Source organism: Streptomyces sp. CB02923, from assembly GCF_001905005.1.
GTDB lineage: Bacteria > Actinomycetota > Actinomycetes > Streptomycetales > Streptomycetaceae > Streptomyces.
Genome location: NZ_LWKZ01000027.1, coordinates 277,338 through 289,806, shown reverse-complemented (window position 1 = coordinate 289,806; position 12,469 = coordinate 277,338). Strand labels below are relative to the sequence as shown.

General features: G+C 71.1%; 11 protein-coding genes. 10 read left to right on the top strand and 1 reads right to left on the bottom strand.

Going from position 1 to position 12,469, the window contains the following annotated elements; translation table 11 throughout:
- The first annotated feature begins 1 nt into the window (after nucleotide 1).
- The 4 genes from A6A06_RS36140 to nusB all read left to right on the top strand — a co-directional run bounded on the left by A6A06_RS36140 (nucleotide 2) and on the right by nusB (nucleotide 3,308).
- On the top strand, nucleotides 2–979 hold the full coding sequence (locus A6A06_RS36140; protein ID WP_073767696.1) for a recombinase family protein: 978 nt from the start codon (nucleotides 2–4) through the stop codon (nucleotides 977–979).
- A 151-nt stretch (nucleotides 980–1,130) separates the two neighbouring features.
- Complete coding sequence (locus A6A06_RS36135) at nucleotides 1,131–2,237, top strand: aminopeptidase P family protein (protein ID WP_073767694.1); 1,107 nt, start codon at nucleotides 1,131–1,133, stop codon at nucleotides 2,235–2,237.
- A gap of 67 nt (nucleotides 2,238–2,304) precedes the next feature.
- Nucleotides 2,305–2,871: an elongation factor P gene (gene efp, locus A6A06_RS36130; protein ID WP_073767692.1), complete on the top strand. Its 567-nt coding sequence runs from the start codon at nucleotides 2,305–2,307 to the stop codon at nucleotides 2,869–2,871.
- 2 nt (nucleotides 2,872–2,873) lie between these two features.
- Nucleotides 2,874–3,308, top strand: coding sequence for a transcription antitermination factor NusB (gene nusB, locus A6A06_RS36125; RefSeq protein ID WP_073767690.1), 435 nt, complete (start codon nucleotides 2,874–2,876; stop codon nucleotides 3,306–3,308).
- 347 nt (nucleotides 3,309–3,655) lie between these two features.
- On the opposite strand, the gene bldD is transcribed toward nusB, so the two are convergent.
- Complete coding sequence (gene bldD / locus A6A06_RS36120; protein ID WP_003982726.1) at nucleotides 3,656–4,156, bottom strand: transcriptional regulator BldD; 501 nt, start codon at nucleotides 4,154–4,156, stop codon at nucleotides 3,656–3,658.
- A 222-nt stretch (nucleotides 4,157–4,378) separates the two neighbouring features.
- On the opposite strand from bldD, the gene pyrR reads away from it, so the two are divergent.
- From pyrR to carB, 6 genes are all read left to right on the top strand, one after another.
- The gene (gene pyrR / locus A6A06_RS36115) at nucleotides 4,379–4,954 is read left to right on the top strand and encodes a bifunctional pyr operon transcriptional regulator/uracil phosphoribosyltransferase PyrR (protein ID WP_073767688.1); all 576 of its coding nucleotides are present in this window, start codon (nucleotides 4,379–4,381) and stop codon (nucleotides 4,952–4,954) included.
- Between the two features lie 94 nt (nucleotides 4,955–5,048).
- A complete protein-coding gene (locus A6A06_RS36110) occupies nucleotides 5,049–6,080 on the top strand; it encodes an aspartate carbamoyltransferase catalytic subunit (protein ID WP_073767686.1) in 1,032 nt (343 codons plus the stop codon).
- Entirely contained in the window at nucleotides 6,080–7,375 is a 1,296-nt protein-coding gene (locus tag A6A06_RS36105) for a dihydroorotase (RefSeq protein ID WP_073767684.1), read from the top strand. The genes A6A06_RS36110 and A6A06_RS36105 overlap by 1 nt, the downstream gene beginning before the upstream one ends.
- On the top strand, nucleotides 7,372–7,953 hold the full coding sequence (locus A6A06_RS36100; protein ID WP_073767682.1) for a PH-like domain-containing protein: 582 nt from the start codon (nucleotides 7,372–7,374) through the stop codon (nucleotides 7,951–7,953). Before A6A06_RS36105 ends, A6A06_RS36100 begins: the two co-directional genes overlap by 4 nt.
- The gene (gene carA / locus A6A06_RS36095; protein ID WP_073767680.1) at nucleotides 7,950–9,131 is read left to right on the top strand and encodes a glutamine-hydrolyzing carbamoyl-phosphate synthase small subunit; all 1,182 of its coding nucleotides are present in this window, start codon (nucleotides 7,950–7,952) and stop codon (nucleotides 9,129–9,131) included. The genes A6A06_RS36100 and carA overlap by 4 nt, the downstream gene beginning before the upstream one ends.
- Nucleotides 9,124–12,435 (top strand): carbamoyl-phosphate synthase large subunit, encoded by a 3,312-nt coding sequence (gene carB / locus A6A06_RS36090; protein WP_073767678.1) that lies wholly within the window; start codon nucleotides 9,124–9,126, stop codon nucleotides 12,433–12,435. The genes carA and carB overlap by 8 nt, the downstream gene beginning before the upstream one ends.
- The last annotated feature ends 34 nt before the right edge of the window (nucleotides 12,436–12,469 follow it).

Genomic DNA, 12,469 nt, shown 5'->3' with positions numbered 1-12,469 from the left:
TATGTGTCGTCAAACGGAAGGGGCCCTGGCGGCGAATCTGGTCTACAAGCGGGTCTCGACCGACCAGCAGCCGACCGCCCGGCAGAACCTCGTCCTGGACGCGGCCTGCATCGAGGACCCGGTCGTCTTCGAGATCGCGGACCCGGTCGTCTTCGAGGAGGACGGCGGCACCTCCAGCCGCCTCCACCCGCTCCAGCGTCCGAAGTTCCGCGCCCTCCTCGACTACGCCCGGCCCGGGGACACCGTGCACATCTCCGAGATGTCCCGCCTCGTACGCGGCACCGGACACATCCTCGACGTGCTCGACGTCCTCCACCGCGACCAGGTCGCGCTGCGCATCCACGACGGCGCGTTCTCCGCCATGGACCTCACCGCACGCCACCCGCGCACCGGCGAGCTGCTGTCCACCGTGAAGTTCATGGTGCAGCCCTTCGCCGCCACCGGCGAACTCCAGCGCGACCTCCAGCGGGAACCGACGTACGACGGGCTGCGCGCCTCCGAGACCAAGGGCAGCAAGGGTGGACGCCGCCCCGCCGTCCCGGCCGACAAGACCGGCGACGTCCGCACCGCATATCTGGAGGACCGCTCCATCGCCGCCCTTGCCCGCGACCATGGCGTCAGCCGCGGCGCCATCCGCACGGCCGTCGCCGACCTCCTGCCCGACCACACCGCCGCCAAGGAGGAAGCCCCGGCCCTGGAGCTGCTGGTCACCCTCGACATGCCGGGCAAGGCCGCCGACTTCCTCCGCACCGCCGAACCGGAGGCCGCCGAGCGGGCCGCGCTCGCCCAGGGCGTCGTCGTACGGCGCGGCCAGGGCTACACACTTCGCGTCACCGCAGTCCCGGCCGTGCACTGCCGGATCCTCGCCCTCTGCCAACCGCTCGACGGCGGCCAGGGCATGCCCGCGGTCCCGGCCCAGCGCAAGGCCCGCCGCGAGTACGAGAACCGGGTCAGCGCGCTCGTGCCGACCGAACCATGATCGTTCCCACCGGGATTTCCTGTACGCCAACCACTCACACCCGGCCAAGCTCTCCCCGCCCCCACGCCGCCCGCCCCGCCCAGCCCCCTACGATCCCCCGCCCGGACCCGCCCGACCGGCCGGGCCGGGCCGGGGACCGTACGCTCGGTGCATGTCCGAGCTGTACTCGGCCCGGCGTACGCGGCTGCGCGACCGCTGCGTCGCCGCCGGAAGCGCCGCGGCGCTGATCTCGCGTCCCGCCAATGTCCGCTACCTCACCGGCTGCGCGCCGCCCGGCGCGGCCCTGCTGCTCGGTCCCGCCGACGACCTCCTGCTGACCGGGGGGCCGCTGAGCGGCGATCCCTCGGAAGGGCGGCCCGCCGAGGAGCTGCGCGTGTCCGAGCTGCCCACCCGGGACGGCGACCCGGTCGTGGCCGCCGCGGACCAGGCGGCGCGGGCCGGGGCGGGCTCGCTCGCCGTCGAGGAGCACCACCTCACGGTCGCCCGGCACCGCGCGCTGACCCAGGTCGCCCCGCGGCTGCGGCTCGATGACCTCGCCCGTGCCGTCGAGGCGCAGCGGGTCGTGAAGGACGACGAGGAGATCGCCTGTCTGCGGATCGCCGCCGAGATCACCGACCAGGCCCTCGGCGAACTGCTGGAGTCGATTCTGGTGGGCCGTACCGAACGGCACCTCGCCCTCGAACTGGAGCGCCGTCTCGTGGACCACGGCGCGGACGGCCCCGCCTTCCCCACCTCGGTCGCCTCCGGCCCGTATTCGGGACGTCCCGGACATCTGCCCACCGACCGGCGGGTCGAGGAAGGTGACTTCCTGACCGTCAATCTGGGGGCGAACTACCGGGGTTACCGCTGCGAGATCGGCCGTACGTTCGTCATCGGCACCACGCCCGCGGACTGGCAGATCGAGCTGTACGACCTTGTTTTCGCAGCCCAGAGGGCCGGACGGGAGGCGCTGGCACCGGGTGTGGAGTGCCGCGAGGTGGACCGGGCGGCGCGCCAGGTCCTGGTCGGCGCGGGGCACGGTGAGAGCCTGGGACCGGGTACCGGACACGGTGTGGGACTCGAAATCGACGAGGACCCTCGGCTGTCACCTGCAGCCATGGGTAAACTGGACGCTTGCGTGCCGGTCACCGTCGATCCGGGGGTTCACATCCCGGGCCGCGGCGGTGTCCGGATCGACGACACACTCGTCGTCCGCCCCGAGGCGGACGGCGGACCCGAGCTACTCACGATCACGACCAAGGAGCTGCTCGCGCTCTGAGCCGGACCCGGTTCGGCGCGTGCGTGCCCCGGGTCCCACCACCCGCAGTCCAGGAGATTCCGCAACCGTGGCTTCCACGAACGACCTCAAGAACGGCCTGGTGCTCAAGCTCGAAGGCGGCCAGCTCTGGTCCGTCGTCGAGTTCCAGCACGTCAAGCCCGGCAAGGGCCCGGCCTTCGTCCGCACCAAGCTCAAGAACGTGTTGTCCGGCAAGGTGGTGGACAAGACCTTCAACGCCGGCGTGAAGGTCGAGACGGCTACTGTCGACAAGCGCGGGATGCAGTTCTCGTACATGGACGGCGAGTACTTCGTCTTCATGGACATGGACACCTTCGACCAGCTGCACATCGACCGCAAGACCGTCGGTGACGCCGCCAACTACCTGCTCGAGGGCTTCGAGGCCGTCGTGGCGCAGCACGAGGGCGAGGTGCTCTACGTCGAGCTGCCGGCCGCCGTCGAGCTGACCATCGCGGAGACCGAGCCGGGCGTCCAGGGCGACCGCTCCACCGGCGGCAGCAAGCCCGCCACGCTGGAGACCGGCCACCAGATCCAGGTGCCGCTCTTCATCACGACCGGCGAGAAGATCAAGGTCGACACCCGCTCCGGTGATTACCTCGGCCGGGTGAACAGCTAACCGTGGCCGCCCGCAACAAGGCCCGCAAGCGCGCCTTCCAGATCCTCTTCGAGGCCGACCAGCGCGGTGCCGACGTGCAGACCGTGCTCGCGGACTGGATGCGGCACGCCCGGACGGACCCGCGACAGCCGCCGGTCAACGAGTACACCCTGGAGCTGGTCGAGGGGTACGCGGAGCACGTCGAGCGCATCGACGAGCTGCTCGACACCTACTCCGTCGGCTGGTCGCTGGACCGGATGCCGACGGTCGACCGCAATGTGCTGCGGCTCGGCGCGTACGAGCTGGTCTGGGTGGACGAGACCCCGGACATCGTGGCGATCGACGAAGCGGTGCAGCTGGCCAAGGAATTCTCCACGGATGAATCCCCGGCCTTCGTCAACGGCCTGCTGGCCCGCTTGAAAGAACTGAAGCCCGGCCTGCGGCGCGAGGAGCAGTAAGGCGGCGGTGGATCCCATGCGAAGGGCCCGGAGCGGAGACGCTCCGGGCCCTTCGCATGGGCGGGGCTGGGCAGGTGCGGTGTGCGGGCGGGGCATGCGCCCTACGGGTGGGGATCGTGCGCTCTACGCGCGAGGAGCGTCGTGCGCCGTACGGGTGGGGATCGTGCGCTCTACGGGCGAGAAGGGTCGTGCGCCGTACGGGTGGGGATCGTGCGCTCTACGGGCGAGAAGGGTCGTGCGCCGTACGGGCGGGGCCGCCGGACGGGCCCGGCAGCGCGGACACAGAAAACCGCCGCCCCGGAGCGGTCCGGAGCGGCGGTACGTTTCTGCAGGTGGCGCCCGTGCGGTCAGATGTCCTCGTGCTGCACCGCGCGGCGTGCGTCGGCGTCCAGCACGCCCCAGCTGATCAGCTGCTCGGTCAGCACGGAGGGCGACTGGTCGTAGATCACCGCGAGGGTGCGCAGGTCGTCCTGGCGGATGGAGAGGACCTTGCCGTTGTAGTCGCCGCGCTGGCTCTGGATCGTGGCGGCGTAGCGCTGCAGCGGGCCGGCCTTCTCGGCGGGCACGTGGGCCAGGCGCTCCAGGTCCAGGACCAGCTTCGGCGGCGGCTCGGCGGCGCCGCCCGGGGTCGTGCCCGGCAGCAGTTCCTGCACCGGCACGCCGTAGAAGTCGGCCAGCTCGGCCAGGCGCTGCACGGTCACGGCACGGTCGCCGCGCTCGTACGAGCCCACCACGACGGCCTTCCAGCGGCCCTGGGACTTCTCCTCGACACCGTGGAGAGAGAGGCCCTGCTGGGTGCGGATGGCGCGGAGCTTGGCCCCGAGCTGTTTGGCGTATTCGCTGGACATAAAGCTCCCCGGACACTGTGTAGACGTGCGGCGCGGGCCGCGCGGCTGGTAACTCACTGTGAGGTTACGCAGCGTAATTTGGCTTCGTCAAGCCGAATGAGTCACACGGTGGCCTCGAAGGGGTGCTGTCGGAGTCCGCCGGGGCTCCTGATACCGTGGACGGTGTAATTCCGACGTCCTTTAAAGTCCGTCCCGTGAGGCGGAGAAGGAGGTCCGTTCTTCATGGACGCCCCCAGCTCACAGGCTGCGCGTCCGGTCCTCGAAGGGCCGGACATCACGCGCATGCTCACCCGCATCGCCCACGAGATCGTCGAACGCGCCAAGGGCGCCGACGACGTGGTGCTGCTCGGCATTCCCACCCGCGGCGTCTTCCTCGCCCGCCGGCTGGCCGTCAAGCTCGAAGAGATCACCGGACGCGCCGTGCCGGTCGGCTCGCTCGACATCACCATGTACCGCGACGACCTGCGCCTGGGCCCGGCCCGTGCCCTCGCGCGCACCGACATCCCCGGTGACGGCATCGAGAACCGCGTGGTCCTCCTCGTCGACGACGTGCTCTTCTCCGGCCGTACGATCCGCGCCGCGCTCGACGCCCTGAACGACATCGGACGGCCGCGTGCCGTACAGCTCGCGGTCCTGGTCGACCGCGGCCACCGCGAGCTGCCGATCCGTGCCGACTATGTGGGCAAGAACCTCCCCACGTCGCTGCGGGAGACGGTCAAGGTCCAGCTCACCGAGGAGGACGGCCGCGACGCCGTGCTGCTCGGCGTCAAGCTGACCGCCCCGGCCGGCGAGCAGTAGCACCCCCGCGGACGGACCCGGCGCGACCGGGCCCGTACCCATGCCTGCTCGACGGACATACCCGTACACCTCCATCACTCACGGAGAAAACCGGATGAAGCGTCACCTCATCTCGGCCGCCGACCTCACCCGCGACGACGCCGTCCTGATCCTCGACACCGCCGAGGAGATGGCCCGGGTAGCGGACCGGCCGATCAAGAAGCTCCCCACGCTGCGCGGGCGGACCGTCGTCAACCTCTTCTTCGAGGACTCCACGCGCACCCGCATCTCCTTCGAGGCGGCCGCCAAGCGGCTGTCGGCGGACGTCATCAACTTCTCCGCGAAGGGCTCGTCCGTCTCCAAGGGCGAGTCGCTCAAGGACACCGCGCTGACCCTGGAGGCGATGGGCGCGGACGCCGTCGTCATCCGGCACGGCGACTCCGGCGCCCCGCACCGCCTGGCGACCTCCGGCTGGATCGGCGGCTCGGTCGTCAACGCCGGAGACGGTACGCACGAGCACCCCACCCAGGCGCTGCTGGACGCCTTCACCATGCGCCGGCACCTGACCGACGGCGCGGGCCAGGACCTGTCCGGCCGCCACATCACGATCGTCGGCGACATCCTGCACAGCCGGGTGGCCCGCTCCAACGTCCACCTGCTGACCACGCTGGGCGCCGAGGTGACGCTGGTCGCGCCGCCCACGCTGGTCCCGATCGGCGTCGAGCGGTGGCCCTGCGAGGTCAGCTACGACCTCGACGCGGTGCTGACCAAGTCCGACGCGGTGATGATGCTGCGCGTCCAGCGCGAGCGCATGAACGCCGCCTTCTTCCCCACCGAGCGGGAGTACGCCCGGCGCTACGGCCTCGACGGCGACCGCATGAGCCGGATGCCCGGCCACGCGATCGTGATGCACCCCGGCCCGATGAACCGCGGCATGGAGATCACCGCCGAGGTCGCCGACTCGCCGCGCTGCACCGCCGTCGAGCAGGTCGCCAACGGCGTCAGCATCCGGATGGCCGTCCTCTACCTGCTGCTGGGCGGCAACGAACCCGCCGTCACCACGTCCCCCGCCCACCCGTCGCCCGCCACCACCCCAGACGGAGGCGCCGCGCGCCGCACCTCCCATCGCACCGAGGAGAGCAAGTAATGAGCAAGACCCTGATCCGCGGGGCGAAGGTCCTGGGCGGCGAGCCGCAGGACGTCCTGATCACCGACGGCACGGTCACCGCCGTCGGCACGGACCTGACCGTCTCCGGCGCCGAGGGCGCGACGGTCGTCGAGGCCGCGGGGCAGATCCTGCTGCCCGGCCTGGTCGACCTGCACACCCACCTGCGCGAGCCGGGCCGCGAGGACTCCGAGACCGTCCTGACCGGCACCAAGGCCGCCGCCGTCGGCGGATTCACCGCCGTACACGCCATGGCCAACACCTTCCCCGTCGCCGACACCGCGGGCGTCGTCGAGCAGGTCTGGCGCCTGGGCAAGGAGTCCGGCTACTGCGACGTGCAGCCGGTCGGCGCGGTGACCGTGGGCCTGGAGGGCAAGAAGCTCGCCGAGCTGGGCGCCATGCACGAGTCCGCGGCAGGCGTACGGGTCTTCTCCGACGACGGCAAGTGCGTGGACGACGCGGTGATCATGCGCCGCGCGCTGGAGTACGTGAAGGCCTTCGACGGCGTGATCGCCCAGCACGCCCAGGAGCCCCGGCTGACCGAGGGCGCCCAGATGAACGAGGGCATCGTCTCCGCCGAGCTGGGCCTGGCCGGCTGGCCCGCGGTGGCCGAGGAGTCGGTCATCGCGCGGGACGTGCTGCTCGCCGCGCACGTCGGTTCGCGGGTGCACATCTGCCACCTGTCCACCGCCGGGTCCGTCGAGATCGTCCGCTGGGCCAAGTCCAAGGGCTGGAACGTCACCGCCGAGGTCACCCCGCACCACCTGCTGCTCACCGACGAACTCGTCCGGTCCTACAACCCGGTCTACAAGGTGAACCCGCCGCTGCGCACCGAGGCCGACGTGCTCGCGCTGCGCGAGGCGCTGGCCGACGGCACCATCGACTGCGTCGCCACCGACCACGCCCCGCACCCGCACGAGGACAAGGACTGCGAGTGGGGCGCGGCCGCCATGGGCATGGTCGGCCTGGAGACGGCGCTGTCCGTCGTCCAGCACACGATGGTCGACACCGGCCTGCTCGACTGGGCCGGCGTCGCCGACCGGATGTCCTTCCGCCCCGCGGAGATCGGGCGTCTCAAGGGGCACGGCCGGCCCGTCTCGCCTGGCGAGCCCGCCAACCTCACGCTGCTCGATCCGGCATACCGTGGACCCGTGGACCCCGCGGGCTTCGCCTCCCGCAGCCGCAACACCCCCTACGAGGGCCGTGAGCTGCCGGGGCGCGTGACCCACACCTTCCTGCGGGGCCGGGCAACGGTCGTGGACGGGAAACTCGCGTGACATCTTCAATCATCCAACTGGCAGCGGAGCAGAAGTCCGCCGAGGTCACCGACTGGGCGGCCCGCATCGGCTGGGTCGTCGGCCTGCTCCTGTTCGTCGCGCTCGTCTACTGGCTGATGCGCGAGGGCTGGAAGTGGCGCGGCACCCTCCAGGGCGACCTGCCCGAGCTGCCCACCGCTCCCGAGGACGCGGGAGAGCCGCGGCTGACGATGACCGGCCGCTACCACGGCTCGACGACCGCCGGGCAGTGGCTGGACCGCGTCGTCGCACGCGGACTGGGCACCCGCAGCCGCGCCGAGCTGACCCTGACGGACGCCGGCGTGGACGTCGTACGGCCCGGCGCGCAGGACTTCTTCGTCCCGGCCGCCGCGCTGCGCGGCGCCCGCCTGGACAAGGGCATCGCCGGCAAGGTCCTGCCCGAGGGCGGCCTGCTGGTGATCACCTGGGCGCACGGGGACAAGGAGATCGACTCCGGTTTCCGCTCCGACCGGGCCGCCGAGCACACCGCATGGGTCGCCGCTCTCACCGACCTGACCGGCAAGAACAGCAAGACCACCGAAACGGAAGGCGCACGATGACCACCTCCAGCCAGGGGAACGCCTCGAAGAGGAGGGCGGCGTCTCCCGCCATACTCGTCCTGGAGGACGGCCGCAGCTTCCGCGGCCGCGCCTACGGAGCCGAGGGGGAGACCTTCGGCGAGGCGGTGTTCTCCACCGGCATGACCGGCTACCAGGAGACCCTGACCGACCCCTCGTACCACCGCCAGGTCGTCGTCATGACCGCCCCGCACATCGGCAACACGGGCGTCAACGACGAGGACCCGGAGTCCGCCCGCATCTGGGTGTCCGGCTACGTCGTACGCGACCCCGCCCGCACCCCGTCCAACTGGCGCTCGGCCCGCTCCCTCGACGACGAGCTGGCCGCCCAGGGCGTCGTCGGCATCAGCGGCGTCGACACCCGCGCGCTCACCCGCCACCTGCGCGAGCGCGGCGCGATGCGGGTCGGCATCTTCTCCGGCCCCGGGCTCGACGGCCCGTCCGGCACCGGGCTCGCCGACGAGGCGATGCTGCTGGCCAAGGTGCAGGCGGCCCCGCAGATGAAGGGCGCCGACCTGTCCGCCGAGGTCGCCACCAAGGAGGCGTACGTCGTGCCCGCGCAGGGCACCAAGCGCTTCACCGTCGCCGCGGTCGACCTGGGCATCAAGGGCATGACCCCGTACCGCATGGCCGAGCGTGGCATCGAGGTGCACGTGCTGCCCGCCACCGCCACCGTCGAGGACGTGTACGCGGTGCAGCCGGACGGCGTGTTCTTCTCCAACGGCCCCGGCGACCCGGCCACCGCCGAGCACCCCGTCTCCGTCATGCGGGGCGTGCTGGAGCGCGGCACGCCGCTGTTCGGCATCTGCTTCGGCAACCAGATCCTGGGCCGCGCGCTGGGCTTCGGCACGTACAAGCTCAAGTACGGGCACCGCGGCATCAACCAGCCGGTGCAGGACCGTACGACCGGCAAGGTCGAGGTCACCGCGCACAACCACGGCTTCGCCGTCGACGCGCCGCTCGACCAGGTCTCCGAGACCCCCTTCGGCCGCGCCGAGGTCTCCCACGTCTGCCTGAACGACAACGTGGTGGAGGGGCTCCAACTCCTCGACCGGCCGGCTTTCAGCGTCCAGTACCACCCCGAGGCCGCCGCGGGCCCGCACGACGCGGCCTACCTGTTCGACCGCTTCGTCCAGCTCATGGAGGGCCAGCGTGCCTAAGCGCACCGATATCCAGTCCGTCCTGGTCATCGGCTCCGGCCCGATCGTCATCGGCCAGGCAGCCGAGTTCGACTACTCCGGTACGCAGGCGTGCCGGGTCCTGAAGGCCGAGGGCCTGCGGGTCGTCCTGGTCAACTCCAACCCGGCCACGATCATGACCGACCCGGAGATCGCCGACGCCACCTACGTCGAGCCGATCACCCCGGAGTTCGTCGAGAAGATCATCGCCAAGGAGCGCCCGGACGCGCTGCTGCCCACCCTGGGCGGCCAGACCGCGCTGAACACCGCGATCTCGCTGCACGCGTCCGGCACGCTGGAGCAGTACGGCGTCGAGCTGATCGGCGCCAACGTCGAGGCGATCAACAAGGGCGAGGACCGCGACCTGTTCAAGGGCGTCGTCGAGGCGGTCCGCCGCAAGATCGGCCACGGCGAGTCCGCGCGCTCCTACATCTGCCACTCCATGGACGACGTCCTGAAGGGCGTCGAGGAACTGGGCGGCTACCCGGTCGTCGTGCGCCCCTCCTTCACCATGGGCGGCGCCGGCTCCGGCTTCGCACACGACGAGGAGGAGCTGCGCCGTATCGCCGGCCAGGGCCTGTCCCTGTCGCCGACCACCGAGGTGCTCCTGGAGGAGTCCATCCTCGGCTGGAAGGAGTACGAGCTGGAGCTGATGCGCGACAAGAACGACAACGTCGTGGTCGTCTGCTCCATCGAGAACTTCGACCCGATGGGCGTGCACACCGGCGACTCGATCACGGTCGCGCCCGCGATGACGCTCACCGACCGCGAGTACCAGACCCTGCGCGACATCGGCATCGCGGTGATCCGCGAGGTCGGCGTGGACACCGGCGGCTGCAACATCCAGTTCGCCGTCAACCCCGTCGACGGCCGGGTCATCGTCATCGAGATGAACCCGCGCGTCTCGCGCTCCTCGGCGCTCGCCTCCAAGGCCACCGGATTCCCGATCGCGAAGATCGCTGCCCGGCTCGCCGTGGGCTACACGCTCGACGAGATCCCCAACGACATCACCGAGCAGACGCCGGCGTCCTTCGAGCCGACCCTCGACTACGTCGTGGTCAAGGTCCCGCGCTTCGCCTTCGAGAAGTTCCCGGCGGCGGACGCTCGGCTGACCACCACCATGAAGTCGGTCGGCGAGGCCATGGCCATCGGCCGCAACTTCACCGAGGCGCTCAACAAGGCGCTGCGCTCCCTGGAGAAGAAGGGCAGCCAGTTCGACTTCACCGGCGACCCGGGCGGCAAGGCGGAGCTGCTGGAGAAGGCCGGCATCCCCACCGACGGCCGGATCAACACCGTCATGCAGGCCATCCGGGCCGGCGCCACCCCCGAGGAGGTCTTCGACGCCACGAAGATCGACCCGTGGTTCGTCGACCAGCTGTTCCTGGTCAAGGAGGTCGCCGACGAGATCGCGGCCGCCGACCAGCTCGGCCCCGAGATCCTGGCGTACGCCAAGCGCCACGGCTTCTCCGACAGCCAGATCGCCGCCGTCCGCGGCCTCGCCGAGGACGTCGTCCGCGAGGTCCGGCACGCCCTCGGCGTCCGGCCCGTCTACAAGACGGTGGACACCTGCGCCGCCGAGTTCGCCGCGAAGACCCCGTACTTCTACTCGTCCTACGACGAGGAGAGCGAGGTCGCGCCGCGCGAGAAGCCCGCGGTGATCATCCTGGGCTCCGGCCCGAACCGCATCGGCCAGGGCATCGAGTTCGACTACTCCTGCGTGCACGCCTCCTTCGCGCTGAGCGACGCGGGCTACGAGACCGTCATGGTCAACTGCAACCCGGAGACCGTCTCCACCGACTACGACACCTCCGACCGGCTCTACTTCGAGCCGCTCACCCTGGAGGACGTCCTGGAGATCGTCCACGCCGAGCAGCAGGCCGGCCCGGTCGCCGGCGTCGTCGTCCAGCTCGGCGGCCAGACCCCGCTGGGCCTGGCGCAGGCGCTCAAGGACAACGGCGTGCCGATCGTCGGCACCTCGCCGGAGGCCATCGACCTGGCCGAGGAGCGCGGCGCGTTCGGCCGGGTGCTGACCGAGGCGGGCCTGCCCGCCCCCAAGTACGGCACCGCCTACTCCTTCGGCGAGGCCAAGGGCATCGCCGCCGAGATCGGCTACCCGGTCATGGTCCGGCCGTCCTACGTCCTCGGCGGCCGCGGTATGGAGATCGTCTACGACGAGCCGTCGCTGGGCGAGTACCTGACCCGGCACGCGGGCCTGATCGACCAGCACCCGGTCCTCATCGACCGCTTCCTGGACGACGCCATCGAGATCGACGTGGACGCCCTCTACGACGGCACCGAGCTCTACCTCGGCGGCGTCATGGAGCACATCGAGGAAGCCGGCATCCACTCCGGCGACTCCGCCTGCGCGCTGCCGCCCATCACCCTCGGCGGCCACGACATCAAGCGGCTGCGGGCCTCCACCGAGGCCATCGCCAAGGGAGTCGGCGTACGCGGCCTGATCAACATCCAGTTCGCGATGGCCGGCGACATCCTGTACGTGCTGGAGGCCAACCCGCGCGCCTCGCGCACCGTCCCCTTCACCTCGAAGGCGACCGCGGTGCCGCTGGCCAAGGCCGCCGCCCGCATCTCGCTGGGCGCCACCGTCGCCGAGCTGCGCGCCGAGGGGATGCTGCCGAAGAGCGGCGACGGCGGCACGCTGCCGCTGGACTCGCCGATCTCCGTCAAGGAGGCCGTCATGCCCTGGTCGCGGTTCCGCGACGCCGCGGGGCACGGCGTGGACACCGTGCTGGGCCCGGAGATGCGCTCCACCGGCGAGGTCATGGGCATCGACTCGGTCTTCGGTACGGCGTACGCCAAGTCGCAGACCGGCGCGTACGGCGCACTGCCCACCAAGGGCCGCGCGTTCGTCTCCGTCGCCAACCGCGACAAGCGCTCGATGATCTTCCCGGCCCGGGAACTGGTCGCCCACGGCTTCGAACTGCTCGCCACCTCCGGCACCGCCGAGGTGCTGCGCCGCAACGGCATCAGCGCCACCGTCGTGCGCAAGCACAGCGAGGGCGAGGGCCCCAACGGCGAGAAGACCATCGTCCAGCTCGTCAACGACGGCGAGGTCGACCTCATCGTCAACACGCCCTACGGCACCGGCGGCCGCCTCGACGGCTACGACATCCGCACCGCGGCCGTCGCCCGCGCCGTCCCGTGCCTGACCACGGTCCAGGCGCTGGCCGCCGCCGTCCAGGGCATCGAGGCGATGTCCCGCGGCGACGTGGGCGTGCGCTCCTTGCAGGAACACGCGCGGCAGCTGACCGCGGCCCGCGAGGAGTAGGGCCACCAGGAGGGGGACACCGCCGCGGTGTCCC

Excerpts from the sequence above, each read along its gene's own strand:
- A6A06_RS36140 (WP_073767696.1), top strand. The coding sequence starts at position 2 with ATGTGTCGTCAAACGGAAGGGGCCCTGGCGGCGAATCTGGTCTACAAG.
- A6A06_RS36135 (WP_073767694.1), top strand. The coding sequence starts at position 1,131 with ATGTCCGAGCTGTACTCGGCCCGGCGTACGCGGCTGCGCGACCGCTGC.
- bldD (WP_003982726.1), bottom strand. The coding sequence starts at position 4,156 with ATGTCCAGCGAATACGCCAAACAGCTCGGGGCCAAGCTCCGCGCCATC.
- pyrR (WP_073767688.1), top strand. The coding sequence starts at position 4,379 with ATGGACGCCCCCAGCTCACAGGCTGCGCGTCCGGTCCTCGAAGGGCCG.
- A6A06_RS36110 (WP_073767686.1), top strand. The coding sequence starts at position 5,049 with ATGAAGCGTCACCTCATCTCGGCCGCCGACCTCACCCGCGACGACGCC.
- A6A06_RS36105 (WP_073767684.1), top strand. The coding sequence starts at position 6,080 with ATGAGCAAGACCCTGATCCGCGGGGCGAAGGTCCTGGGCGGCGAGCCG.
- carA (WP_073767680.1), top strand. The coding sequence starts at position 7,950 with ATGACCACCTCCAGCCAGGGGAACGCCTCGAAGAGGAGGGCGGCGTCT.